Genomic DNA, 25758 nt, shown 5'->3' with positions numbered 1-25758 from the left:
GGCAGGTCTGCTAGTGAGCAGCCTGCCGATTTTTTGAAGTCTGAGCCTTTTCAATCTGTTTTTGAAGAGTTGATGGTTCTTCTGTTTTAATTTCGAGGATTTCTGTTTCTGCGCAGACAGGAGCCTCTGTCTTCGTTTCCAGATCTTTCTGGGAAGTGAAAGCCGATTTGCTGGAAGAAAGAGCGGCTTCATTGACTTTGCCATCGATCAGTTTGTTTGGCCGCAGGTTCAGATACGCTTCCAGGCCGCCCATCAATAAAGAAGGAATGAGGGAGACCCAGGAAAACTGAAACAGTGCAATCAGTACACAGAAAACAGTTGGAATGACAGCTGCTGCCACTTTCACTCCCTTTTTGAGAAGAAGGGTAATGCCGCCGCAGGCCAAAGCTATAATTCCATAAATTGGGGCAAATAGAATATAGGCCGAGCACAGTACCGCAACGCCCTTGCCGCCTTCGAAATGGTGCCAGAATGGAAAACAATGGCCAAGCATGACACCAGCACCTGCATACAGGGCGGGCATTGCTCCCTGCGATGGAAACAGCCATCGACACAGGACAACTGCAAGAATGGTCTTGAGAATATCCCCGCCAAGAACCAGAGCGGCTGGTCCTTTTCCTAAAACATGAAGCGTGTTGGTCATGCCCGGATTGCCGGAGCCATGTTCAAACAGGCTTTTGTTGTGGATCCGGCCAACCATTTCAGCGGTGATGAAGTTGCCAAACAGATAGCCGATACCCACGCAATACAATAAATCCATAAAACGAATCCCTTTCACTTTTTTTTGCTTGTCAGATACTTTGAGGCTTGCTACGGCATATGACAAGAAGGATGAATCAACTGAGTCCTTTCCTTTGAAAATCATATCCTTTACGGATGCTTTTGACTGTCAATGACGTCTGAAAGCCGGTAAAAGAAATCAGAAACGAAGGAAAAAGGGAATTTAATTTGTTAAATCTGGACGTAATGAATTTCAGGAAAAGCAAACGTCTGATGAACTCAGAGCAATCAGAGCAGAGAAGAGCGAATGGCAGAACATAAAGACAAAGCAGAAAAAAGCTTTCGAATGCAGTGATTCGAAAGCCTGACTTTTTACCATCTGGTTTGAAACAAAGTTTAAAATGGATTGAAAGATTACGGGCGGAAGAGAAGAGACGGACTTTGTTTATTCGTCATCCTCATCTTCGTCATCGTAGTCTTTTTTTCGGCGGCGGCGACGGGAAGGTTTTGGTTCTTCAACCGGTTCTTCTTCGAACTCATCTTCGTATTCATCGTAGTCATCTTCGTCTTCGTCACCGAATTTCTTCTGGATTCCACGCCAGCTTAAGCCAAAGCCCCAGACACAGATCGCAAAGAGTGTGAAGGTGATCAGGAAAGCCATGCTGACATCCGATAAGTAGTGAACGCCAAGGAAAATACGGCTGATCGCTACAACAAGAACGACCACAGAAGAAAGTGCCATCGTGAAGTTGACACTGCCTTTCTGGGTATAGACAGGAATCAGTGCCCATAAGAATAAGCAGGTAATGGATTGGGTATGACCTGAGGGGAAGGAACGGAAGTAGTCATGATCCTGGGCATACAGAGCCGCAAACTGATTGATGACATCCCGATCCGGTTGATACCAGCGGGTAAATGGAATGTCCGGATTGTTTTCCAGTAAGAAGAAACGAGGACGATACCATATGCGCTTAAGTACTTGTACGGCAAGTATACTTCCAACACAGACAATCAGCAGGATGATGATGCACTGGATCTTGTCCTGCTCCGATGTGTTGCGCATCAAAACTGCGTACAGCACGCTTGGCAAAACGCTGACCAATAGTCCGGTGATCCAGGCAGCCAGCCAGTTCATGTCGATTTCTGTCATCAGGCTGTCGATCATATAGACTGGTCCGGCCAGCAGCATGACAAAGCCAACACCCCAGCCAAGCCACCAGATTGATCGATCCCGAAGAACATCAATCAACAGACATCCAGCTGCTCCAATGCCCCAGAAAGCGGGGACTGGACCAAAAGCCGCCAGGTATTTGGCCCACGAGGCATCAGGCTGGTAGAGCAGCTGGTCAATTTTCAAGTCGAAAAAGGTTCCAAGTGCCAGCCCGGCTATCCCAAGCAGCAGTCCGCAGATCAGCCAGCTGCTGGAGATATATTTTCGTTCATCTATATACATGTCTCTATGGTACCAAATTCTGAAGAACTGTATCCGACCAAGTTGCAACATTGTTGAAAGAAATCTATACAAATTGAAAATTTAACGGTGATCAGCCGGTTTCAAAAAAAGACCCTGAGGATTTTCAGAGTCTTGAAGGAAGTCATCTTGGTCAGTTGCCACAAACTGGCAGGCAGAAATCTTTCTGTTCAAACTTGTTTACTTAAGATGTTTAGAGTTTGTAGCAGGTTTCCTTTTTCAGCTTGTCCGCTGCTTTTTTATCGACCAGTTTTTCAATCAGATCAAATGCGAATTCAAAGGCACCGCCAACCGAAATACCGGAGACAAGGTGGCCATCGACCACCGCATGTTTCTTTTCGAAATGGCCGCCAAACGAGTCTTCATTCAGATCAGGAACGCAGACGTAATTTTTGCCTTTGTAGACGCCAAGTGAACCGACTAAAGCACTGCCTGCACAGATGGCGCCCAGGATCTTTTGTGAATTTTCACCAAAGTGACGGATTTCGTCTTCTACCAATGGAGTTTTGCCAAGAATCTGTGCGCCAGGGCCGCCGGGAATAATCAGAGCATCAGTGGTTTCAAAATCAAATCCACGCAGTTCAATTGGCGTTTCAATGATCAGGCCGTTTGCTCCTGTGGCTTCTTTTTTGTTTTCTACATTGACCAGTTCAACCAGAATGCCAGCGCGTTTGAGCAGATCAAAAGGAACAATGGTTTCGATTTCTTCGAAGCCGTCCGCAATCAGGATTGCAGCTTTTTTCATGGATATCACCTCATGACCAGTGTAGGGAAAAAATTTCCAGATCGGATTGGATCTGACTACATTTCTGATCTGATCCATGCGATTGGAGAAAAGAAAAAGCCGGTCCATCCATCTGAAGATAGATGCCGGCTCAAACAGGAGATCTGTGAGGAAAACAGGTATGGAAAAATGGAAAGGAGAAGACAGAACCTCCGGTTTGAATCATGCAGGAAGAAGAGAAGAATAGATGAAAGAGGATCTTCCCGCACTGTATCCCCTGGCCTGTAAGAAACAGGCCAGGGGATTTACTGAGTAAAAACAGTCAGCAGAAAACGGCTTTAAAGTTCGTTTTGATGAGTGGCATAGCCATATTCAGCCAGAGTATGGCGAACCCGATCTTTGACCAGGTCTTCCGGATCATTTCTCAGTTTGCCTTCACGGACTTTGGTGTACTGCTCGGGCATGAACTGGGACAGAACCGCAAGATTGATTCCTTCCTTTCGCAGGTTGGCAAAGAGTTTTTCCATCGCTTTCTGAACGTTTTCGTTGGGCATGTAGTAGCGGGAACGATCAGAGAAGGAGAATTTGCGTTTGAACCAGAGTTCGTCCGGGCTCCCATGATAATGCTTAGCCCAGTTTTTGGGGTCTTCAAGCATCGCTTTTTCGAGAACGTCAATGAAGTGGCTGGTCTGCTCTTCGCGGCCATGAAACATCATCTTTTCCATGTAGGCTAACGCAAACAGGGCTTCACGGGCGGCATAAGTCAGCCCTGGTCCGACTTTCAGAATCCCGACACCATCTTTAACGAGTTCACGCAGTTTGTATTTGGTCTGGTAGTCGGTGGAGTGGCCTTCAAAGATAAGATTGTCAAAATCTTTGATGCTTGCCATCAGATCTTTGGCTTTCTTTCGATCGTATTCAGTGCAGCCGGCATCTTTTTCTTCAACACCAGGCTGAACAACGACACCGATGACATCCTTCCAGGTTTCTTCAAGACCATGATCTTTAAAGGCTTTTTCAAAGGCAGCTACGGTATTTTTGAAATCTTCGACACGCGTGATTTGCATGCCGGAATTATCTCCGGTTGCCCCACCTGGAATCGGAACTTCGGAGCCAACAATATAAACAGGACGAACGGCATTTGGATTTTCTTTTAACAGTTCCTGGTAGGCATCTTCGCACACGCGGGCCAGTTCAGCACCACGACGGGCAATGGTTTCATCGCTCAGACGGACGTTGGGGTCATCGTCAGCCACTTTCATGCTTGTATCGATATGGATTTTGGTAAAACCGGCTTTGACATAGTCATGGACAAGCTGTCTGGCGTAAGCCATGGCTTCTTTTTCTGGCAGATTGGTTACAGTTAATGGACCTAAATGGTCACCGCCTAAATAGATCTTGGCAGGATCGGCACCGATCTTGGCGGCTTTTTCAAGGACGAAGGCTTTGAAATCAGCCGGTGTCATACCGGAGTAGCCACCATTCTGATCGACCTGGTTGGCAGTGGATTCAATGAGGCAGACTTCGTTGTCATCCCGGCTTTTTTCGAGGACAGCTTCAATGACAAATGGATTGGAAGAACAGGCGGAGCAGATTCCGACCGGCTGACCGGCTTTCTGCTTTCTGACAATGTTTTTTAAGGTGTTTTCGGGCATTGCTTTTCCCTCCTCAACAGTATTGTAATCAATCGGATCTGAATCAATTTGCACATATTAGTAATCTTCGATAGCATAATCGACAAAAAAGATAAAAAATTCAAAAATCCCGTGGGATCGATGCAGGAGCCAAGGGGGCTGCGGTTGAAAGACGCGTTTAGAAGAGGGAGAGACAAAGGTGAGGAGTCTAAGGCTGAGGCAGGGGCAAGAATGCGTGGGCATCTCTTTCCATGATGGCTTCTAAAGAGGGAACGAATATCCGAATAAGCATGAGGTTAAGGAAATGGACCGGTTCTGAAAACTGCCAGACAAAGACTGTCCCAAAACGTTCAATGCAAAAAGACCCAAAGTTTTAAAGTTTGAACAGTCTGCCTGGTTAGAACAGTCAGCCAAAAAATCGGATTGAGGCCGCTTTTGCTTGCCCCACAGGCGATCCAGCAATTTAAAACATTTCCTGTTGCCAGAAAGAGTAAGGGCGCTGCACGAAAAAGTAAGGCAAAGAAATAAAGAACAGAAAAGACTGATATAAAGGAAAAATGTCCGAAAAAGGGATGTTTTCCAAAGTCAGAAAGAAAACAGAAAGGAAATTTGGATCTGGCAGATGAATTTTTTTTTGCGGCAGGTCTGGATTTGGAAAGGTCGGAATTCGCGTATTCATTCTGGTCTGCCGTATTTATGCAGGAGTATGGGAAGTCAAAAAGAAGAGGTTTTAAAGCAGAAAAAAAAGTGGAAGCGATCAATGAAAGTGAAAGCCTCCCCAGTAAAAAAATCCGAAATTCTATGGGCATCTTAATACGAAATTAAGTCAATTCTGTTTGACTATGGGTAGAACTTGTCTGAAAGTTCTAGGGAAGGTGGAATTATGGCAGCATTAGCTCCATGGGTTGCGGTCGCGATCTTCTTGTTGATGTTCATCCTGATCATCCTCGATAAATGGCCGCATCATTACATCACTTTATGCTGCGGAGCTGCGACCCTGCTTCTGGTATTCGCGCTTTGCATGCAGTCGTGGGATGCGATTTGGCAGACATTGAATGTGCAAAGCATCTTTACGCCAGAGTTCTGGCACGTGACTTCAGAAGGAGCTGAATCTTCTTCTGGAATCAACTGGTCAACCATCATCTTTATTGCGGGCATGATGGTTATGGTCGAAGGCATGGCCGAAGCGGGATTTTTCCAGTGGTTATGCCTGAAACTCGCAAAGCTTGTTCATTACAAAGCTTCCGCAATCTTTATTGTCTTTACGATTATGGCCGCTGTTCTTTCCATGTTCATCGACTCCATCACGGTTATTCTTTTCCTGGCTGCGGTGACGGTCGAACTGGCCAAGATCCTCAAGTTCAATCCAGTCCCTGTGATTCTGGCAGAAATCTTCTGCTCGAACCTTGGCGGCTCAGCGACAATGTGCGGTGATCCACCTAACATCATCATCGGGACTTCATTAGGTCTGACATTCTTTGACTTTCTGACCAATACTGGTCTGATTGCCGGCATTTCGCTGATTGCAGCGGTTCTTTACTTCTGGTTTTGCTTCCGTAAAGAATTCAAAGAAGCCGACCGCCAGGAAATTGATCCCAAGACGCTTCCAGTTCCAGCTGAAGCGATTAAAAACCAGACGGCTTTTATCCTGTCGGTTCTGATCTTTCTGGTAGCGGTGGTTTTACTGGTTTCTCATGCCAATACCGGTCTTACTGTAGCCTTTATCGGTACATTCATTGGTCTGGTTACATTGATTTGCAACTACAAGAAAGCCGGCTTGATTTTAAAACGCGTCGACTATAAAACCCTGTTATTTTTTATCGGATTGTTTATAGTTGTCGGTGGACTTGAGAAAACTGGCGTCCTCCAGCAGATTGCCTACTTCATTGCAGACATCTCCGGTGGTAATGTAGTGTTAGTGATTGTCATCATTCTGTGGATTTCTGCACTGGCCAGCGCATTCGTCGACAATATTCCGTTCTCGGCAACTATGATTCCAATTATCACGACGCTTGCCTCTACGCAGGGAATTTCGATCCGGACTCTTGCCTGGGCTTTGAGTATCGGTACGGATATCGGTGGAAGTGCAACGCCAATTGGCGCCAGTGCCAACGTTGTGGGAACCGCAGTGGCAATGAAAAACGGTTACCCGATTGGCTGGAAGGAATATTGTAAATATGCTGTCCCTGCTACGATCCTTGTTCTGGCAATTTCGACAGGCATTATCCTTCTGCGCTACGTGGTACTTGGAGGATAAAAGAGAATGGAAGAAACACCTAATCATCAGCTGATTATCGCAATTGACCGTGAGTTTGGCAGCGGCGGTAAGGAAATCGCGACCCTGATTGGCGGGCGTCTCAAGCTGCCGGTATTTGAAAAAAATATCTTACAGAGCTTAGGCATTGCCAACCAGAAAGATGTTCAGGATCTGTATTACCGGGATGAAAGTCCACGCTGGAAACTGACCAGCCGGACCGTCAAGGGTTTGACCAACTCCAATGAAGCGGCATTGGCCGCCATGGAATTTGACTTTCTGCGCGATAAAGCCCGCAACGGCGACTCCTTCATTATTCTTGGGCATTGCGCTGAGGAAGTTTTGAAAGAGTATCCCTGCATGGTTGCTTTCTTCGTTTCGGCCGATGAAGAATTCAAACTGCCCCGGATTATGGCAGAGCACGGCTTATCCAGAGAAGATGCCGTCGCCATGATGAAGCGGCACAACTGGAAACGAAAGAACTATCACAACTCCTATTGTGAACACAAATGGGGTTCGTCGGAAAACTACGATCTGTGCATCCGCTCCGATAAACTTGGAACCCAGCGGTCTGCAGATCTTCTGATCAAATTTATCGCTGAAAAATATCCTGATATTTTTGATCACCACGTTAACAAATAGAAACAACGAAGGCAGGTTCAGTCCTGCCTTTTTTGATGCCCAAACGGGCGGCTTAAACGCCTTTTTGCGTGCAAAAAAATCCGAAAATTCAAATTCCGGAAATTCTTTGAATAGCTTGATCAGCTGGATTCGATTTACAATTGAAATATCAGGCTGCAAAATTTCAACCTTGATCAGGAAAACAGCAACCAGAAAGTGAGGATCTGCCATGGACGAAGTATCGGTTTATCTGCCTTTTGATTCCATTCATAACTGCCGCGATTTAGCGGGTATCAAAACCTGTCATCACAAAGTCATTAAGCCGGGGATGTTAATCCGTTCCGGCCATTTAGGCCATGCAAACCGTCAGGATCTGCTGACTTTACAGGGTATGGGGATCAAAAATGTTGTGGATTTACGGACCACGTGGGAAACAACTTTTTTCCCTGATCATCCCGTTCCTGAAAGCACCTATATTCATGATCCAGTGTATCGGGAAACTGATTTGTCGCAAGATGCGGGCGGCCAGGCAGAACTGGTCGAAGAAGCAGCAAAGGATTCCAGACAACTGATGTGCAGCATGTACGCCTCCAGCATGAGTGACAAGGACGCGATTGCTGCCTGGAAAGAATTTTTTAATATCCTTAAAAACAATGAAGGCGGTATTTTGTTTCATTGCACCCAGGGAAAAGACAGAACCGGCATGGCAGCCATGCTGCTGGAGACCGCCCTGGGCGTCAGCCCTGAAGATCGCCTGAAGGATTACCTGCAGACCAATCTCTATATGGTCAAAGAAGCAAATAAAGATGAAAAGCTGGTTCAGAAGGTGGCTGAAAACTTTGAAGTCACCCTTGATGATGACATCGACAGCTATCTGTATGCTCATAAAAGCTACTATGACGCCGCCCAGAACAAAGTCATTGAAATGGCCGGCAGCTGGGAAGGATACCTGATTCAGATTCTTGGACTGACCGAAGAGGATCTCAAAGTGCTGCAGGAAAAATTTTTGATTGACGAAAAAGAAGCGGCCAAAGAAATGAAAGCCAGTCAGCCCGCTGACCAGCCAGTCTGACAAGCGGGATTTGGATTGAAAACGAAATCCACCAAAAGAAGACTGTTCGTTTCCAAGGAAGATTGATCGTTTTCCAGGAAGACTGACTGTCCAGAAGGAAGACTGACTACTCTAAAATGCGAAATAAAAACAGACCGGATGTTATGAATGTCATAAAATCCGGTTTTTTTTACAGGCAGCAGGATTTGGAACTCATCCGGATGGCCAATATGGCCAATGATGATTGACGACCAGCCGCAAAAAAAGGCCCTCTTGCGAGGACCTGTAAATTGCATTGGCAGCGCGTACGGGATTTGAACCCGTGAATGCAGCCTTGAGAGGGCTGTGGCTTCAACCACTTGCCGAACGCGCCATGTGCCATTAAATCTACCACACGGTTCAGGCAAAATCCAGAGAAAGACTGCTATTCTCGAATAAATGTCAAAGAACCACCAAAAAATGGATAGCCAGATTCAGTCAGGCCCAGCCGCGCAAAGCAAGCTGAATCCGAATCCCTTACCTGAGCCTGCAAAACCCGCAAATCGACAGAGCCATCGTATGGACAGCAAGCAGAAGGGAGAGTGGACACGGAAAGGGCAGCCTAATTGTCTCAGGAAGTTTTCCTGTTTGGGGAGGGGCGGATTTTTAGGCCTGGGAGTTCTGGACCAGGATCAGCGCAAAAAGCGTCACTCAGTCGATTGCAGTAGGTGTCAGTTCCATCAACACTCAACATTCATTTTTCATCGCTTTGAAGCCTGGCGCTGCTGCCGGCGTCTGGCTTTGAAGTCGTAAATGGCCTGATGGATGGCTTCGGTATCGTTTCCAGCCAGTTCTTCTTTAAGCAAGGTATAAAGCTGGTAGGTGGCAATGCAGTCATCAATCGCCCGGTGTGTATTTTGGTAGAGATGGAACAGGGAAGTCATGGCAGAAAGGGAATGAGACTTCTGTTCAGGGCGGGCAATCTGGGCTAAAGGCAGGACATCGAGAAAACTGTTGGCTGGCGTGTGTTTGGTCGTATGAACCTTAAGAAATGACAGGTCAAAATTCACATTGTAGCCCAGAATCGGATCCGCGCCAATAAAGTCCCAGATCCAGTAGCTGACTTCTTCGATGGACGGAGAATTGATCACCATTTCGGTGGTGATTCCGGTCAGAGACGTAATGAAGGCTGAGATCGGAAGCTTTTTGGGGCGAATGAGAACATCCATCTTGGAAACCGGCTGATTGTGGCGGATTTTGAGGATTCCAACTTCAATAATTTCGCATGAATTCGCTTTCAGACCGGTGGTTTCCAGATCAAGAACACAATAGTCGTCAACGAAATAGTTTTGGTGTTGTGGAAAATACATAAATACCTCCATAAAAATGTGAAAAAACGCTTCGATTTGTCCGCCTTATCACAAAATAATTCCATTGTTTGGCGGGGAATTGATATAGTAGGGAAGATTTGAGCCTAGAAAGGAAAGGTAAAATATGAATAGTCTCAACATGGAGACAATTCTGGTCATCGTCATGATCGTAGCGGCTTTCGCATTATGCTATGCTGCTACTTTATACGGATCGGTCAAAAAAGAAAGTTCCGGAAGCGAGAGGATGACAGAAATTGCCTCCTATATTCGCGAGGGTGCAATGGCGTTTTTATCCCGCGAATATAAAATCATTGTAATCTTCGCGATCGCAGTCGCTATCCTGCTGACTGCGCTCGGATTCATTCCCTCCTTACAGGGAATTGACGGCGTCGGCTGGAGTGGTGCCATCTGCTTCTTAGTCGGTGCAACCTTCTCAGCCCTGGCTGGTTTTATCGGAATGAAATCGGCAACCTATGCCAACGTCCGTACAGCAGAAGCTGCCCGTACTGGCGGAATGCCAAATGCTTTGCATGTGGCATTTAACGGGGGTTCCGTTCTTGGAATCTGCGTCGTTGGTTTTGGTCTTTTAGGCCTGACTGGCTTATTTTTGCTGTTTACGTTTGTCTTTGGCGAGCCTGAACAGGCTGTGCCCGTTGTGGCTGGCTATTCCCTTGGCTGCTCGATGATCGCTCTGTTTGCCCGTGTTGGCGGCGGTATTTATACCAAAGCGGCTGACGTTGGGGCTGACCTGGTTGGTAAAGTCGAAGCTGGAATTCCAGAAGATGACCCGCGCAACCCGGCGGTTATCGCGGATAACACGGGTGACAACGTTGGAGATATCGCCGGAATGGGATCTGACCTGAACGAGTCTTATGTTGGTGCGCTGGTTTCCTGCATTGCCTTAGGTCTGACCGTTACGATCAATGGGCAATCGTATAGCCTGCAGGCTACACTGTTCCCATTCATCATTGCTGGATTTGGAATCATCGCAGCGGTTCTTGCCCAGGCTTTCGTCCGGATGAAACGCTGGGAAAACCCACAGCGTGCGTTGGATATTGCCACTTACGTAGCTACCATTATCGAACTGCTCAGTTCCATGGCTGCTTCTTTATGGCTGTTTGGCCAGATTGCTCAGTTCTTCTCTGTTGCAACCGGTCTTGTGGTTGGTATCCTGCTTGGTAAGATTGCTGAATACTATACCAGTGATGAATATCCGAAAGTAAAAGAAATCGCTTCTGAATCGGAAACGGGTCATGCGACAAACATTATCTCCGGCTTCTCCGTTGGTATGGAATCCACCGCATTAACCGTTCTGGTTCTGGCTGCTGGTATCGTAGTTGCCTATCTGTTCTCTGGTATGTATGGAATTGGCTTAGGTGCTGTTGGTATGCTTTCAACCTGCGGAATTACCGTATCTGTTGATGCGTATGGTCCAATTTCTGACAATGCCGGTGGTATTGCGGAAATGTCCAACCTCGATCCAGCCGTTCGCAAGATCACGGACCACCTGGATTCTGTAGGAAATACGACCGCTGCGATCGGTAAAGGATTCTGTATCGGATCGGCTGCCTTTACAGCTCTGGCTATGATTGTTGCCTTCGCTCAGGCTGCTGGCTTAAATTCCATCTCCCTGTTGCAGCCTGGTGTTCTGGTTGCCCTGTTAATCGGATCCATGCTGCCCTTCTATTTCACAGCCCTGACCATCCGTTCGGTTGGCCGTGCTGCCAATAAGATGATCGAAAACGTTCGTGAACAGTTCAGAAATGATCCAGGTATCCTTGCAGGTACAAGCAAGCCAAACTATGTAGAGTGTGTAGATATCTCCACCAAAGCTGCCCTGCATGAGATGATTGCTCCAGGTCTGATCGCTCTGCTCAGCCCAATTGTTGTGGGTCTGTTCCTTGGCTCTCAGGGCCTTGGCGGTATGCTTTTAGGCGGTCTGGTTTCCGCGATCATGCTGGCTGTTTTCATGGCCAACTCTGGCGGCGCCTGGGATAATGCTAAAAAGTATATCGAATCCGGTGAGCACGGCGGTAAAGGTTCTGACGCGCATAAAGCGGCTGTAACTGGCGATACCGTTGGTGACCCATTCAAAGATACAGCTGGCCCCGCCATGGATATCCTGATCAAACTGATGTCTGTCATCTCCTTGATTATGGCCCCGATTCTGGCCGAGATGACTCCATGGTTAAGCTTCTTATTCAATTAATGACTCAAACCACGCCCGGTGCAAGCCGGGCTTTTTCTGTGGTTTGAGTCATTCGTTGAGTCAATGGCCGGCCGGTTTTGAATGTCCGGCTTTTTTTGGATTCAAAAAGCAGGGCCATTGGAGCGAAAAGATCTGGAAAAGAGAGAAAACTGGTTTTGATTACCGGTGCTAAAAAATACAGAAGATCTTACGGAATTGTCAGAAATAAACCGGATCGAGTCTGCCGGGCCGGACAGATCTTGAACTGAAATGGACACATTGTTAAACTCAGAGATAGAATTTGTTTCCCTTTGTGGAGTCTGGATCAATCATAAGAAGAATCCGAACCGAAAAACTGAGGGAAACAGAAACAGATCCGCCACGAAAGAAAGGAAGAAACGAAGTGAACATATCATTAAAAGGAAAAAAAGCGCTTCTTGCTTTAGCAGCGGCAACCATGGCCCTGTCCAATGTGCCTTCGATTGTCTTTGCCCAAGAAGAAAGCTTTGAAGAATCGAGTCCATCGAATGATGAAGTGTCGACTCCCGTCGCCGTAGGCGAGAGCACCATCAAAGACATTAAAGCCTCACTCAAAACCCAGAAAGACCGTCTGGAAAAAGAAACCAATGCGGCCATGAAAGAGCAGATCCAGGACTATATTGATCAGCTTGAAAACCAGCTTGAACGATATGAAATGGTTCCGATGTATCGTCTGTACAATCCAAACTCCGGCGAACATCTCTACACCAAAGATGGAAACGAACGCAAGACTCTGATCGGCATCGGCTGGAAAGACGAAGCCGTTGGCTGGTATGCGCCAGTCAATATTGGGGATCCTGTGTATCGTCTTTACAATGGCAAAGGCCGTGAAGGGGAACACCACTACACGCGTTCCAAAGAAGAACGGGATGATTTGATTGCAGCCGGCTGGAGTGATGAAGGAGTTGGCTGGAATTCCATGTACAACACCGAAGAAGATGTAAACGCGCAGCCGGTCTATCGTGAGTACAATCCCAACGAATATGCCAACAACCACAACTACACAGTCAGCAAGAATGAAAATGACACCTTAGTCAAACTCGGCTGGAATGCAGAGGGCATTGCCTGGTATGGTCTGATCCGCTACCTCAAAGAACCGGCTGCCGATGGCGGCTTTACGTATTTCGACCAGGAAGAGGATAAATACCTGTCCGGCTGGAATACATTCGATGCGGCAACCTTCTATTTTGATCCATCCAATGGCAATAAGGCCGCAACCGGATCGTATCAGATCGATGGCAAATACTACCTGTTCAACGATGAAGGCCACCTGCAAAGAGGTCAGGTCGACTATAATGGCGAACGCTATTTCCTCGATGCCGGAACTGGCCAGGCCCTGACTGGGTATACACTGCTCGAACCGGGCCAGGCCGATGGTGAGTATCGCTTTGTCTATCTGGACAGCACCGGCAAAGCCGTCCGCAATCAGAGCGTCAACGGAATGAACTTTGATTCCAACGGATTTAAAACCAATCTGACTCCAGATGAAACCATCCAGATTGAAGCGCTGGAAGTCCTCGACTCTACTGGCCATGACCTTGGCAAAGCCTTTGACTGGACCGCTAAAAACATCGCCTACAAACACTATGAACCTGAATACTTTCCCGCAAACGCAGGCATGACTCAGGAACAGACCTTCGCACTGGTCGGATTGCAGCAACGCGTAGGCAACGTGTATGTCTACTCTCAGGTCTATGCCGAACTGGCTAAAGCCTTAGGCTACCAGGCCAAAATGGTTGTTGGAACCATCAAAACCACTTCGGGTGAAACTCCGCATGCCTGGGTGGAAATTGTTGTGGATGGCCAGAAATACATCTGCGATCCAGAAATGTATGCCAAAGCGGATGGCTTTCCACGCAATTACTGCTACATGCAGCCAATCGACAAAACAACTTTTGTTTACAATTATTAAGCAGTGATTCAGGATCGATCGGCGCCTTCTTGAAAGAAGATTTAAGGGACGATTGAAATCAGATTCAACAAGCCGGACTTACCAGAAGAATCCGGCTTTTTCCATTTTCCATGACTGAAAGTGAAAGCGGAGCGTCTGAAAGGGATCGCCCTGTCGGGCAAATGTGGCAGCACAATCCAGAAAGATCAGGACTGGAAGCCAATCCAGACAAAAGCGGATTTGAAATCAATCCAAAAAGGAGGACCCAATAGATTTCGCTCAATGGCCTGTCTGTGCAATCAAGCCAGTATGTAACCGCTGTAAAGAATCGAAAAATCATTGCCTGTATTGGCACGAATACTGGAAATGTTACAATTCCTGCGAGTCAGCCTGACCTTTCCAAAGTGTAAAAAATGGAAAAGAGGACTGGATCTTTTCGCGATAAAATTGATCTCATATTCGATTGTCAAGTCGATCCGGCCATTCAGTGGCTGACAATAGAAATGTTTTTCCATTACCCAGATTTCAGGAGGAGTTTCTCAATGAAAAAATCCGTTTCTCTGTTCATGAGTGCGCTGATGGCGGCCAGTGTTTTTGCCGGCTGCTCATCCGCCGCTAAACCCGAACAGACATCAACTTCCAATACATCGACCACCCAAAACGCCAGCGCCCGCCTGGTTTTAGGTGAAGAATCTGATCAGGCTAAAAAGGTGATCCTGACCAACAAGACAGGCAAGACGATTATCAGCGTTTCTTTACAGCCATCAGGCGACCAGCAAGACCCTGTCAACCTGCTTAAAAATGAGCGTACCTGGATGGATTCCCGGCAGGCAGATCTTTACATTGCCAACAAAGACCAGGCAGTCGATAACCTGGAACTGGTCATCAGGACAAAAGATGGCCAGGATGAACAGGAATACCGTCTGGAAAATTTCCCGGTCCATACCATTGCCCAAAAGGCTGACCTGATTTTAAACGGCGACATTCTCGAGGTCACATGGGATGAAGGCGGCCAGACCCAGGCCAGCACATCCCAATCCACGCAGCCAGCTGAAACCACAACGAATACGGATTCTGCAGGATCGGACACGGAAGAACAGGATCCTTCCATCCAGGACAGCGAGCAGGAACCCATCTATATTGAGCCTGTCTATGTCGAACCGGATTATGTTGAACCGGATGTCGACAATGGAACCGATGCTGTAGAACCAGACGTGGAAATTGATCCCGATCTGCCGGTTGAAGGGGATGGAGAATACGAACAGGGAACGCCTGACGATGCTTATCAGGAGGGCATGGAATAAGCATTCCACCGATGATGATCTCATTCGATGAATTCATTCGATGATTCATTCAAAAATCTTCACCAGATCCATGTCTATCACCAGATGCAGGCATTTCATCCGATGCTATAGAGATTGGACGCACAAAAGGGGCGAATCTTCCGATCAATGGAAGATTCGCCCCTTGATGTTTGTGTTCGTTGAAGAAAAACGCAAATCAGATTTCAAACCTGTTCTGGCACCTCAGAGGGCCGATGAGTGATTCGAAGCTGAACTTGAGGGGGAATCCGGTTGTAAGACTGGTGCAGATTCTGAAGAAGGACTCAAGGATTCCGGTTTATGAATGGCTGCCAAAACAGCGGAAGAAACAGCTGCCGAGACCGCTGCACTCACCGCTGCACTTGTCGTGGAGACAACAGTTTTTGAATTTTTTGCGCCAAGGGATTTCTTGGATAAAATCTGATCCGGTTTGTTGGGATGGTTGAAATCCTCTTCATCCACGGAACGAAGCTCACGTTCAATCAGCATCACCATACAGGCTTTGATCAGAATCAACAGAAAAACTTCAAAGATTTCTAAAAGGCTTGTGGCGGTGACGGTTCTTAAAATCTCAGCACCCAGCTTGAAGGACAAGCCTAAAGACTGGCCGTGAAGCAGATAGACTCTGGCATAGCGTTCATGCCTGAACAGCTTGAAGAAGGCTGCAACGGTCGAAAACACGATGATACAGATCGAAAGCAATTCAAGGATGTACATCGACCAGGAAGCAATGTCCATGGTCAGCTCATGCAGAAACTTGGTGTTCGATGACATATAGGTTTCACTGGCCATCAGGCCGCTGGTAAACAATAGAGATGGCATACAAATTCCTGACTTTCTATTTTGATAACTTTCCAGAAAAGACAGACATAATTATTCTGTTATCTAGATTGTACTCTAGTCTACCATTTACTTCCCCAGACAGAAATTGGAAAATAGCGTATCCAGCAGATCCTCGCGATGAACTTCCCCAAGAATCTCTTTCAGGTGATTATGGCTGGCTTCGATATCGATTTCAATCAGGTCCGGCTCAATGCCTGCTTCCATTGCATCCTGGGCTCGAAGCAGATCCGTCCTCGCCTGTTCCAGCAGACCAATCTGGCGCTCGTTGGAAAGACGTGGTTTCCAGGCAAGAGAATCGGTATCGAAATAGGATTCGAGGGCTTTTTCCAGCGCATCCATTTTCTTTTCTTTTGCACTGATCGAAACGACTGGATTCAGTCCAATCGCTTCAGGCTCAAAAGCTGATGGCAAATCATTTTTGTTGAGCAGGACAATCCGCTTACGGTCCTGGGTTTTTTCCAACAGATCATAATCTTCTTTTTCCAGCGGTCTTGAGCCATCAAGAACCAACAGGACCAGGTCCGCGGCCTCCAGCGACTGACGGCTTTTATCAATGCCGATCTGTTCAATTTTATCGGCACTTTCCCGGATGCCCGCGGTATCGACCAGATTGAGGGTAAAACCGCCAACCCGAACCCGTCCTTCGACCAGATCGCGCGTGGTGCCTGCAATATCGGTGACGATGGCTTTTTCTTCATCAAGCAAAGCATTCAATAAAGAACTTTTCCCAACGTTTGGCTTACCGACGATCACGGTCTGGATGCCATCCTGCACCATGACCCCTTGCCTGGATCGTTTCAGCAGATCATCCATCCGTGCAAGCAAGGCTTTGGAGCGGGGAAGCAAAGTCTTTGCGGTGAGCTGTTCGGCATCTTCATATTCAGGATAGTCAATATTGACTTCAATGTTGGCGATCAGATCCATCAGATCATCGATTAAGGGCTCAAGCAGTTCACGAATCTGACCGCGGATCGAATAAATCGCCTGCTTGCGCGAAGAATCCGTCGAGGCTTCGATCATATCTTCAACGGCTTCGGCCTGCGACAGGTCGATTCGACCATTGAGAAAAGCACGCTGGGTAAATTCACCCGGTCTTGCCAGCCGCGCGCCATGGCTGAGTACAAGCTTTAAAATTTCACGGGTAACCAAGGGTCCGCCATGGGCATTGATCTCAACGCTGTCCTCAGCGGTATATGATTTTGGTCCTTTAAACACACTGACCAGGACTTCATCAACAGGCTGGTCTTCATCGACGATATAGCCATAATTGATCGTATGGCTGGCTGCCCTGGTCAGATCCCGGCTGAAAATTGAATTGGCAATCGCAATCGAATCCGGGCCAGAAAGCCGGATAATGGAAATAGCAGACTCTGCAAGGGGAGTTGCGATGGCCGCAATGGTATCATCAAACATGCAAATCCTTTCTGGAAACAAAACCTGAGGATCAGGCTGGTTCACTTTTCTTTACTATACCCGAATTTGGAAAGAGGAGCTTTTGGCACGTCAGCCGAAATCCGCCATGCATTGCCAGACAAAAGAAAACGACTCAGTGAAACAGACAACCCGACAGTCAGAGGTGACAGCTTGCCGGGCAGGAAAACAAAGTCCGCAAAGTCTACAAAGTCTACAACGAACAAAAGTGAATCCCAATGAAACCAAAATCCCAGAATCGAAACAACCAGAGCAGAAATGGAGGAATTCATTCGTGAAAGAATATCAGGCCGATCAGGTCGAACAGATGGCAAAAGCCCTTAACGAGGGAAAGATTTTGGCCTTTCCAACCGATACGGTTTATGGCGTAGGCACAATTTATGGGGATGCCCAGGCCTTAAGCCGTTTAAAACAGATTAAGCACCGCCCGGAAACTAAACCGGTGCCCATGATGGTCTCCCGTCTGGAAGCCATTGAATCAATTGTAGAGGTCACTGACATGGCAAAGATTCTTGCTGACGCCTTTTTGCCTGGCGCTTTAACCCTGATCATGCCCTTAAAAGAGCATGTTGATCGCTGCTGGACCAATGGCAAGGATACCGCGGCGGTGCGCATTCCCAACGCACCGATTTTATTAAAGGTTATGGATCAGCTGGATCGACCATTAATGGTGACTTCAGCCAACATTTCCGGTGAACCCGCCGCCCTGACCAAAAAGGAGGCCATGGACATGCTTCCTGGACTTGACGGCATCCTGGATGGCGACTGCCACGATTTACAGGCATCCACCATCATTGACTGCACAAAAGAAGAACCGGTCGTTTTACGCCAGGGCCCGATTTCCCAAGAACAGATTGAACAGGCCTGGAAAGCAGGAAAGAAGCAATAAGGCAGACTGGAAAACCACCTTGGCAAAGGACAGAAGAGGCAAAGGATAGAAGAAAAGGAAGGGAAACCGGTCTGCTCTGAACTGGAATCTCTCATGCAAAAGGGATCAAAACCGGCTTCAGATCTCTCCTCCATCCCGGTTCATGTCTTTTGAACAGGCATTGAGGAAAGCCGCTGTAAGCCTGTGCGAAACTCTTTTTGGCCCGAATTCAGGTGGGATTTGACAGACGCATCAAAACTTCTTAATGTAAAACAGATAAGTCGACAATAACCAGAGCGTCTCAGGCATAAGGATGAAGTCTGGTTGTTTTATACAGACAGAAAGGAGACCCGAAATGAGTCAGAAAAATACTGGCGGCGTGAAACTGACAGAACAGGAAAAAGTCAGACGCCAGAAAATGCAGGATCTGCGCGATATGGGTGTGGATCCATTTGGTCATGCTTACCATCGAACCCATAAAACCGGTGATATTGTGCCGGTCTATCAGGATAAAACCAAAGAAGAATTAGAAGAGCTCCAGATCCCTGTAAAGGTAGCTGGACGAATCATGACAAAACGCCGGATGGGCAAAGCCGGCTTCATGCACATTCAGGATCTGGATGGACAGATTCAGATTTACATCCGTAAAGATACAGTTGGGGATGAACAATACGAACTGTACAAGAAAGCGGATTTAGGGGATATCGTCGGCATCGAAGGTGTGCTGATGAAAACCGATCATGGTGATCTTGCGATTCGCGCCAAAGAATATACTCACCTGACAAAAGCGCTTCGTCCGCTTCCAGAAAAATATCATGGCCTGACTGACGTGGAAGAACGTTTCCGTCGGCGTTATGTGGACCTGATCATGAATGACGAAGCCCGCCGTATTGCTATCACCAGACCTCGTATTATCCGCGCCATCCAGCATTATCTCGATGGTCAGGGATTAATTGAAGTCGAAACGCCTGTCCTGAACACGATTCTTGGCGGGGCTGCGGCTCAGCCATTCGTTACCCACCACAATACATTAGATATTGATATGTATTTACGGATCGCGACCGAACTGAACCTGAAACGTCTGATCGTCGGCGGCATGGAAGGGGTATATGAAATCGGTCGTCTGTTCCGTAATGAAGGCATGGACCAGACCCATAACCCTGAATTCACAACTTTCGAAGCGTATGTGGCCTACTCGGATCTGGAAGGCATGATGGATCTGATCGAAGGTTTAATGCGTTCGGTTGCACAGGAAGTTCTGGGCACGCAGGTCATCACTTACCAGGGAACAGAAATCGATCTGTCTAAACCCTTTGCACGCGTTCGCATGAACGATGCCGTTCTGGAAAAAACAGGGATCGATTTTGAAAAGATCACGGATTTTGACGAAGCTGTCCGTCTGGCGAAAGAACATGACATCGAACTGGAAAAGAAACACAATTCCATCGGTCATATCCTGAGCCTGTTCTTCGAAAAATATGTCGAAGAAACCATTGTTCAGCCAACTTTCGTTTACCACTATCCAATCGAAATCTCCCCGCTGGCCAAGAAGAACGCCGAAGATCCACGATTCACGGACCGTTATGAACTATTCATCAAAGGTCATGAATACGCCAACGCTTTCTCGGAGCTGAATGATCCAATCGACCAGAAAGAACGTTTCGTAAAACAGCTCGAACTGCGTGAGCTTGGGGATGATGAAGCCAATGATATGGATATCGACTATGTCGAAGCCCTCGAATACGGCCTGCCGCCAACCGGTGGTGTTGGACTTGGTGTCGACCGCCTGGTTATGCTTTTAACTGACCAGTCTTCCATCCGTGAAGTTCTCTTATTCCCAACCATGAAACCGCTGGCTTCGGAAAAAAAGGACAAAAAAGATAAGAAGTCCAAAGACGTCAAAGTGATTAAAGAAACCAAGGAAGATCAGGAAGCCGTAGAAACGGTTGATGAAATTCTCAAGGAAGCCTAAGCCTTTCTTTTAAACCAATACTGGATCTGTTTTCAGGATTCAGTAAACTTATCTCATATGACAATCAAGGCCGTCAGATTCAGTTCTGGCGGTTTTTTTTTATGCCTGAAGGGTTAAAGCACTCTTAAAAAAACCAGCCCTCAATAAGGAAGTCTGGTCTTGGAAGCGAAAATTATGGGATGCAGAACAGCCGGTTCGACGGTGATAAAATTGGCTAATCTGCGATAAGTTTCGTTGATCAACTGGTTTTAGTTTAGGGGCAATCATCAATAAGTTAACATATTTCTCACATAATATAGCGGTAAAGCAAAAGTACATAAGAAATGGATCGTTCAAGCCCTGATAAGATTTAGATAGTTGTTTAATTCTGCGTTCAGAAAAATGAAGACAACGATAAATCAGTCAAATTGCAAATAATCAGGGTAAAAAGTTCTTCCGGACCTCCCGGACTGCTGGGGGTCTCAATCTAAATAATAAGATAAAAAGAAATGAGCAGCTATTTCTCTTTAGATTTGCACTGTAAGGAGCGAATACCAAAAATTTCGTAGATTAGCCAAAAATGCGAAATAGAAAAGCGAATAAATCGGTATTCTGCGGCAAGAAGCAAGCACGTAAACAGACACAGAGAAAGGAAACGTACAAAGACAATGAAATACAACAAGATTCTTGCGGTAAGCTTAGCGACGGTATTATCTCTGACCAATGCAGCAAGTCTGAGGGCAGTTGAAACTACCTTTGCTGTGGAAACAAATGAGGAAAATACGTTTGATACCAAAGTCTGGCCAGCTATTCAACAAAATACATCTCTTACCTATACAGTCCATAAGCTGCGTGCGGATGGCCGATTTTCAGGAACAACTGAAACACGTACTTTTGCGACAGCAACCGCAGTTCTGAATGATGTTCTGACTTCTCAAACTAGTGGCAAAAAATATTATCTTGTTTCTGTAACACCTAATGTAGACTCGGACGAATATATTTATCTTGTTCCAGGTTATGGTTATCTTCCAGGTGAAGGAGCAGATAAAACCCAAGTTAAACCAGATCCTTCCTTCCAATTTCGCTTTGTTGAAGATTCTAACGGGAACATTACCAAAGACTTCGATTCTACAACAGATGTTTTGACAAACATGAATGGTGAGAATCAAGCAGGGTTGGTGACGGGAAAGGAAGGAGAATTTGTGGTTGGACCACTGCCAACAAAACTGGAGCATCTGACCGTTCGCTGCCAGTCGAATACCACTGGAAAAAACTATGATGTATCTCTATCAGATTGTCCGGTGAATAACGTAAGCGATCCTTGCACGACTTTCTTCTACTGGCAAGGCCATTCTCCAACTGAAGGAATGGGTTGTGGAAAGAGTTTTCGTGGCGAGATTGAACTTCGATCAGTTCTTGAAAAATTAAAAAATCTTGTTGGTAAAGATGTAAAACTAACAGATATCGGATCGCAAGCTATTACGAAGAAAGAGAGTCAGTCAATCGAGGCAGCGATAAGCATTGGCTATATCATTCAAAATAATGTATTGCCAGGTAGTTTTATCGGCAATGATCAGGAAGAAGAAACCTATCGGTTTGGTGGAGAGAATACTTGGGATGTTTTGTATTTTGATGAGTTCACCAGTCCATCTGGTTCAGACTCGGGATCAACATCTACATCTAAACCAACAAAACCTGCAGATCCACAAAAGCCTTCTGATGATCATACGCCGGTAGCTTCCTATCGTCTATACAATCCAAACACGGGTGAACACTTCTATACGACTAACCGAGCTGAACATGATATATTGAAAAATTCCGGTTGGAATTCTGAGTCTGGAAACTGGAAGCTGCCAATGAAATCTGAATATCCAATTTATCGTCTATACAATCCTAATTCCGGTGATCATCATTACACACTGAGCCAAGGGGAAAAGAATGTGCTGATTGGATTTGGCTGGAAAGATGAAGGGATTGGCATGTACTCAGCGACCAATGATGGTGAAGTGATTTATCGTCTGTATAATCCGAATGCCAAAGTTGGTCAGCACCATTACACCAACAACAAAGCGGAAAAAGATATGCTGGTGAAGGTCGGCTGGCATGATGAAGGAACTGCCTGGTACGGACTGAAATAGCACTAATAAAAAAGACTAAGATAACTTATAAGCTGTGATTTTTAAGGTCTGAATCTTTTTTGAGACTAGATCTACCGTTTCACGGAGCGGATTGAAAAATGCGACAGAGAGACAACGGCTCGAAGGAGAGGTTGGATTCTGTCGCTTTTTGTGCTGAACAGCTGCGGCAGCTATATTCAGTCTCAACTTTCACCGGGGGATTAGAACTTATGTGGAGCATTAAAAAATCTCGATTGGAGCAAGAAAGTTCTTGTTCTCTGGTCGAGAATTTTTTTGCAGATACGAAATTCAAGCTTTTTTGCAGTTGAACTCTACAAAGTCTTTGGTCAGCGTTTTTGGACCGGAAACCTTAAAACGAATGATGTAGCTAGTCGGTGTTTTACGGATGACTTCGCCCACCCCAATTGTTGGATGAGAAACAAAACTGCCAACTGGAAAGGACTGGCGGCGCTTATCCGAACGCAGCTCATTGAGCTGAAGCGGGCCTTCCTTTTTCTGGGACTGCTCTTTGATCTCGGTAATATCCTGAGCCATCATAATTTTTTTAAACCCCTCAAAAGTACGGGCTTCTTCCAGCAGATTCAGCCGGGCGAGGGAATTGAACACCGCACAGGCTCTTGCCTGGTTGTTTGTTCCTTTATTTGGGTTAAATTCAATGTCACAGAAGGCATCAGTCTTTTTGACTTTATCGGCCAGACCAGGATTTTCAAGCAGGGCAGTCAGGTAGAGCCATTGATAAAACAAGAAGTCCGGATTGACCGGATACTGTTCTTTTTCCAGGGTGAAAGAGACAAGATCCCCAGAATCTAACAGTCTGGGATCCGCCAGCGCTTTGTTTGGCGTTACCCCAAGCAGATCCACATATGGGCCGCCATGACGGAAGGTTTTCGAAGACTGGTAAATATTTTCAACCGGAAATTCTTTGCGTAAGCTCGGAAGCCGGCGAGTCAGATTAAACGGCGAGAGCTTGACACCAGCTGGGTCGTCAGATTTCGTGGAGACTTCCAGGATTTTTTCTTCAGGATGTTTCTCTTTCCACAGGCTTTGTAAAGTTGCAGAATTTTTCTTTTTTTGAGCCGCAGCCTGACCCGCTGCCCAGTCGAACTCGAAATTTTCGATTGTATAGAAAGGGCGGGAAAGCTTTGGCGTATATACAGGACGGGTACTCATGTCCTTATTATAAGGCGCAATAAGAAACCCATCGGTTTAGCGCATCAGTGAAAAACGAAAGCAGAAGAGCAGAAGAAAGGAGAGATCGCAAATGTGTCGAGACACTCCTCAAGAAATGTGTAAAGAAAAAGACCAGAGCTAGCAAAGCGTCTGGTCTTGCATGTGATTATGAATCTTTTCAAGACGATCGGCATAGAGTGCATAAAGCCTGTCATCATCCAGCAGGCGGGCAAGGGCATCCCTGGCTGCCGCCCGGGTTTCTTCATCCTGATCGAGAGAGAAAAGCGCCTTTTCAAAGGTATCGAGCAGTTTGGCTCCTTTCTGGCGCAGAGTTCTCTCGTCATAGACCCCAAACAGATTGAGCAGAACCGCTAACAGCGAGCTTTGCGCGAGCAAGTCTTCTGGCCACAGCTTCAAGTAGGCCCGGTAGCCTTCCACAGACTTCTCGTACAGCTCAATGGCCCTGGCCGGGTTGTTTTCGACGTCAAGGTTTCCCAGTTCGTTTTGGACAGAGGCAATACAGAACAGGAAAAACTTTGGGTCCTTAAACACACAGCGCTCAAACTCATCGAGAGCCTGTTCATACAGCTGGCGCTGGCTGACATCCCCGGCCAGCTTTGGATCATAACAATACGCAGCATAGTAGGCCGTGCGGGCCAGATATTCTTTGGTTGCGGCCGGAAAGCGGGTGAGATACTGGCTTTGAAGCTTCCAGGCATCGAAGAGCTTGATAAACGGGGTATACTTCGGATTTTCGGAATACAGCTCGCAAAGGCCGCTGATGTATTCCATCCGGCTTTCCCAATACAGGCGTAAAGGCATGTCAATCTGATTGGCGATCGGTCTGGCTTTTTTTAAAATCTCTTCTGCCTGAGACAGGTTATCCTGAAGGGCATAAAAGTTGGCCATGGACATCAGAATTTCGAGCCGGTAGCCATCCAGATCGAAAATCTGATCATCCTGAATTTCCTCAATGGATTTCCAGGCCTGTTCATAAACAGAAGCGGCTTGGTCCCAGTATTCAAACTGTTCATAGACATCCGCAAGGTTGTTCAGTATTAATGCTTTTCTAAGCATACGCCAGTTTTGCGGACAGGAATCTAAAAGCCGTAAGGATTCCCCATAGGACTGGACTGCCTTTTTTAAGTCTCCTTTTGCGGAATACAAATCTCCGCAAAGCAGCCATGCTTCGCAGCGGATTCTTCCTGTTGATGCCTTTTCTTCACCTTTGGCCAGTCGCAGGGCCAGATCAAGAGCACCATTTAAGTCACCCCTTTCATAGTCGAGCAGGGCGCCATAAAACAGGCGATCGCCATCTGAACCGTTAACCGGGTTCTCGAGAACCTCATTGTACCAGTGAGCAGCCTGATCTAACCGCCCGGTCTGGGTGAAGTAGTGCGTCAGCCGCAGCCCGATTTTATTGGAAAGATCAGGAGAATCGGAAAGCTCAAGAGCCTTGCGATAGTCCTGTTCTGCCTTTTTCCAGGCATATACGGAACTGTGGCAGATCCCGGAATTAAACCAGTCTGCCGCGCTTTTTTCATCTTCAGGGATCGAATCCAGCAGGGCAAGAGCCTTAGAAAAGTGCAGCAGTTCCATTTCCTGGCGGATTTCGCTATGAAGGTTCTTCATGGCTTTAGGATAAATCATTTTGAAAGTTTTTAAAATGGTCGAAACCGCAAACAAACGAAAAAAGAACGAAATCGGATCGAACAGACACCAATTTAAAATCAGGTTATTGGTTTGGTGCATAAGTCAAGTTTCCCATATGCAAATATCAATCAAATCGGATACTAGACGACAGCTTTGTGAGATGTGGTTTAAATTTAATAATCGAACATTTGTTTTGTTTTTATGAAAAAAGCCGGCCAAATAAGGACGAATATCCTTATAAATGGCCGGCATTTGGTTGGGCATTGTTTGATTGAAAACAGCGTCTGCCAGGGATTTCCAGACGAAAATTTTCTTTCGAGTATGAAATAAATGGATTAAACGGTTAATCAAACCGTGGATTAAATGAAAAATCTACGCTGTAAGACAACTCTATCCAGCGCCGAAAAAATACTGCTGATCCATCTTGAAAACCTCCAGAG

Annotated in this window: 19 protein-coding genes and 1 tRNA gene; 10 read left to right on the top strand and 10 right to left on the bottom strand. The window is 46.5% G+C overall.

Annotated features, from left to right (window positions below):
- Nucleotides 1-10 precede the first annotated feature (10 nt).
- The 4 genes from U4956_RS03830 to U4956_RS03815 form a co-directional block, all read right to left on the bottom strand.
- Nucleotides 11-760: a glycerol-3-phosphate acyltransferase gene (locus tag U4956_RS03830; protein WP_323089150.1), complete on the bottom strand. Its 750-nt coding sequence runs from the start codon at nt 758-760 to the stop codon at nt 11-13.
- Between the two features lie 405 nt (nt 761-1165).
- Nucleotides 1166-2173, bottom strand: a complete 1008-nt coding sequence (locus U4956_RS03825) for a phosphatase PAP2 family protein (protein ID WP_323089149.1) — start codon at nt 2171-2173, stop codon at nt 1166-1168.
- Between the two features lie 211 nt (nt 2174-2384).
- Nucleotides 2385-2936 carry a DJ-1/PfpI family protein gene (locus U4956_RS03820; RefSeq protein ID WP_323089147.1) on the bottom strand — a complete coding sequence of 184 codons (552 nt, stop codon included), beginning with the start codon at nt 2934-2936 and terminating at the stop codon, nt 2385-2387.
- Between the two features lie 317 nt (nt 2937-3253).
- A complete protein-coding gene (locus U4956_RS03815; RefSeq protein WP_323089145.1) occupies nt 3254-4570 on the bottom strand; it encodes a class II D-tagatose-bisphosphate aldolase, non-catalytic subunit in 1317 nt (438 codons plus the stop codon).
- Between the two features lie 588 nt (nt 4571-5158).
- On the opposite strand from U4956_RS03815, the gene U4956_RS03810 reads away from it, so the two are divergent.
- From U4956_RS03810 to U4956_RS03795, 4 genes are all read left to right on the top strand, one after another.
- Nucleotides 5159-5374, top strand: a complete 216-nt coding sequence (locus U4956_RS03810; protein ID WP_323089144.1) for a hypothetical protein — start codon at nt 5159-5161, stop codon at nt 5372-5374.
- Nucleotides 5375-5432: 58 nt separating this feature from the next.
- Nucleotides 5433-6806: an SLC13 family permease gene (locus U4956_RS03805; RefSeq protein ID WP_323089143.1), complete on the top strand. Its 1374-nt coding sequence runs from the start codon at nt 5433-5435 to the stop codon at nt 6804-6806.
- Nucleotides 6807-6812: 6 nt separating this feature from the next.
- Entirely contained in the window at nt 6813-7445 is a 633-nt protein-coding gene (locus U4956_RS03800; protein WP_323089142.1) for a cytidylate kinase-like family protein, read from the top strand.
- Between the two features lie 208 nt (nt 7446-7653).
- A complete protein-coding gene (locus U4956_RS03795; protein ID WP_323089140.1) occupies nt 7654-8496 on the top strand; it encodes a tyrosine-protein phosphatase in 843 nt (280 codons plus the stop codon).
- 275 nt (nt 8497-8771) lie between these two features.
- Here the strand turns inward: U4956_RS03795 and U4956_RS03790 are convergent.
- Nucleotides 8772-8848: transfer RNA gene (locus U4956_RS03790), tRNA-Glu, on the bottom strand.
- Between the two features lie 367 nt (nt 8849-9215).
- Nucleotides 9216-9824: a PolC-type DNA polymerase III gene (locus U4956_RS03785; protein WP_323089139.1), complete on the bottom strand. Its 609-nt coding sequence runs from the start codon at nt 9822-9824 to the stop codon at nt 9216-9218.
- A 124-nt stretch (nt 9825-9948) separates the two neighbouring features.
- Here U4956_RS03785 and U4956_RS03780 point away from each other — a divergent pair, with 124 nt between their 5' ends.
- The 3 genes from U4956_RS03780 to U4956_RS03770 all read left to right on the top strand — a co-directional run bounded on the left by U4956_RS03780 (nt 9949) and on the right by U4956_RS03770 (nt 15246).
- Nucleotides 9949-12033, top strand: a complete 2085-nt coding sequence (locus U4956_RS03780) for a sodium-translocating pyrophosphatase (RefSeq protein ID WP_323089137.1) — start codon at nt 9949-9951, stop codon at nt 12031-12033.
- 382 nt (nt 12034-12415) lie between these two features.
- Nucleotides 12416-13963 carry a transglutaminase domain-containing protein gene (locus U4956_RS03775; protein ID WP_323089136.1) on the top strand — a complete coding sequence of 516 codons (1548 nt, stop codon included), beginning with the start codon at nt 12416-12418 and terminating at the stop codon, nt 13961-13963.
- Between the two features lie 521 nt (nt 13964-14484).
- Nucleotides 14485-15246, top strand: a complete 762-nt coding sequence (locus U4956_RS03770; RefSeq protein WP_323089134.1) for a hypothetical protein — start codon at nt 14485-14487, stop codon at nt 15244-15246.
- A gap of 222 nt (nt 15247-15468) precedes the next feature.
- Here U4956_RS03770 and U4956_RS03765 read toward each other — a convergent pair whose 3' ends face one another.
- Nucleotides 15469-16086 (bottom strand): DUF1622 domain-containing protein, encoded by a 618-nt coding sequence (locus tag U4956_RS03765; RefSeq protein ID WP_323089131.1) that lies wholly within the window; start codon nt 16084-16086, stop codon nt 15469-15471.
- An 87-nt stretch (nt 16087-16173) separates the two neighbouring features.
- Nucleotides 16174-17520, bottom strand: a complete 1347-nt coding sequence (gene mnmE, locus U4956_RS03760) for a tRNA uridine-5-carboxymethylaminomethyl(34) synthesis GTPase MnmE (protein ID WP_323089130.1) — start codon at nt 17518-17520, stop codon at nt 16174-16176.
- A gap of 292 nt (nt 17521-17812) precedes the next feature.
- Between mnmE and U4956_RS03755 the strand changes: the two genes are divergently transcribed.
- The 3 genes from U4956_RS03755 to U4956_RS03745 all read left to right on the top strand — a co-directional run bounded on the left by U4956_RS03755 (nt 17813) and on the right by U4956_RS03745 (nt 22495).
- Nucleotides 17813-18427, top strand: coding sequence for an L-threonylcarbamoyladenylate synthase (locus U4956_RS03755; RefSeq protein WP_323089128.1), 615 nt, complete (start codon nt 17813-17815; stop codon nt 18425-18427).
- A gap of 334 nt (nt 18428-18761) precedes the next feature.
- Nucleotides 18762-20378, top strand: coding sequence for a lysine--tRNA ligase (lysS, locus tag U4956_RS03750; protein WP_323089126.1), 1617 nt, complete (start codon nt 18762-18764; stop codon nt 20376-20378).
- A gap of 647 nt (nt 20379-21025) precedes the next feature.
- On the top strand, nt 21026-22495 hold the full coding sequence (locus tag U4956_RS03745; RefSeq protein WP_323089124.1) for a hypothetical protein: 1470 nt from the start codon (nt 21026-21028) through the stop codon (nt 22493-22495).
- Nucleotides 22496-22783: 288 nt separating this feature from the next.
- On the opposite strand, the gene U4956_RS03740 is transcribed toward U4956_RS03745, so the two are convergent.
- Both U4956_RS03740 and U4956_RS03735 read right to left on the bottom strand, forming a co-directional pair.
- The gene (locus tag U4956_RS03740; RefSeq protein ID WP_323089123.1) at nt 22784-23665 is read right to left on the bottom strand and encodes a DarT1-associated NADAR antitoxin family protein; all 882 of its coding nucleotides are present in this window, start codon (nt 23663-23665) and stop codon (nt 22784-22786) included.
- 138 nt (nt 23666-23803) lie between these two features.
- On the bottom strand, nt 23804-25417 hold the full coding sequence (locus tag U4956_RS03735; RefSeq protein ID WP_323089122.1) for a hypothetical protein: 1614 nt from the start codon (nt 25415-25417) through the stop codon (nt 23804-23806).
- Nucleotides 25418-25758: the final 341 nt, after the last annotated feature.

This window comes from Allobaculum sp. JKK-2023, from assembly GCF_034745455.1.
Taxonomy (GTDB): domain Bacteria; phylum Bacillota_I; class Bacilli_A; order Erysipelotrichales; family Erysipelotrichaceae; genus Allobaculum.
Note: the sequence above shows the minus strand (reverse complement) of the source record. Positions and strands in the feature narration are given on the sequence as shown.

Excerpts from the sequence above, each read along its gene's own strand:
- U4956_RS03740 (WP_323089123.1), bottom strand. The coding sequence starts at position 23,665 with ATGAGTACCCGTCCTGTATATACGCCAAAGCTTTCCCGCCCTTTCTAT.
- U4956_RS03780 (WP_323089137.1), top strand. The coding sequence starts at position 9,949 with ATGAATAGTCTCAACATGGAGACAATTCTGGTCATCGTCATGATCGTA.
- U4956_RS03805 (WP_323089143.1), top strand. The coding sequence starts at position 5,433 with ATGGCAGCATTAGCTCCATGGGTTGCGGTCGCGATCTTCTTGTTGATG.
- U4956_RS03765 (WP_323089131.1), bottom strand. The coding sequence starts at position 16,086 with ATGCCATCTCTATTGTTTACCAGCGGCCTGATGGCCAGTGAAACCTAT.
- mnmE (WP_323089130.1), bottom strand. The coding sequence starts at position 17,520 with ATGTTTGATGATACCATTGCGGCCATCGCAACTCCCCTTGCAGAGTCT.
- U4956_RS03795 (WP_323089140.1), top strand. The coding sequence starts at position 7,654 with ATGGACGAAGTATCGGTTTATCTGCCTTTTGATTCCATTCATAACTGC.
- U4956_RS03785 (WP_323089139.1), bottom strand. The coding sequence starts at position 9,824 with ATGTATTTTCCACAACACCAAAACTATTTCGTTGACGACTATTGTGTT.
- U4956_RS03745 (WP_323089124.1), top strand. The coding sequence starts at position 21,026 with ATGAAATACAACAAGATTCTTGCGGTAAGCTTAGCGACGGTATTATCT.
- U4956_RS03735 (WP_323089122.1), bottom strand. The coding sequence starts at position 25,417 with ATGCACCAAACCAATAACCTGATTTTAAATTGGTGTCTGTTCGATCCG.
- U4956_RS03815 (WP_323089145.1), bottom strand. The coding sequence starts at position 4,570 with ATGCCCGAAAACACCTTAAAAAACATTGTCAGAAAGCAGAAAGCCGGT.
- U4956_RS03830 (WP_323089150.1), bottom strand. The coding sequence starts at position 760 with ATGGATTTATTGTATTGCGTGGGTATCGGCTATCTGTTTGGCAACTTC.
- U4956_RS03800 (WP_323089142.1), top strand. The coding sequence starts at position 6,813 with ATGGAAGAAACACCTAATCATCAGCTGATTATCGCAATTGACCGTGAG.
- U4956_RS03820 (WP_323089147.1), bottom strand. The coding sequence starts at position 2,936 with ATGAAAAAAGCTGCAATCCTGATTGCGGACGGCTTCGAAGAAATCGAA.
- U4956_RS03825 (WP_323089149.1), bottom strand. The coding sequence starts at position 2,173 with ATGTATATAGATGAACGAAAATATATCTCCAGCAGCTGGCTGATCTGC.
- U4956_RS03770 (WP_323089134.1), top strand. The coding sequence starts at position 14,485 with ATGAAAAAATCCGTTTCTCTGTTCATGAGTGCGCTGATGGCGGCCAGT.
- lysS (WP_323089126.1), top strand. The coding sequence starts at position 18,762 with ATGAGTCAGAAAAATACTGGCGGCGTGAAACTGACAGAACAGGAAAAA.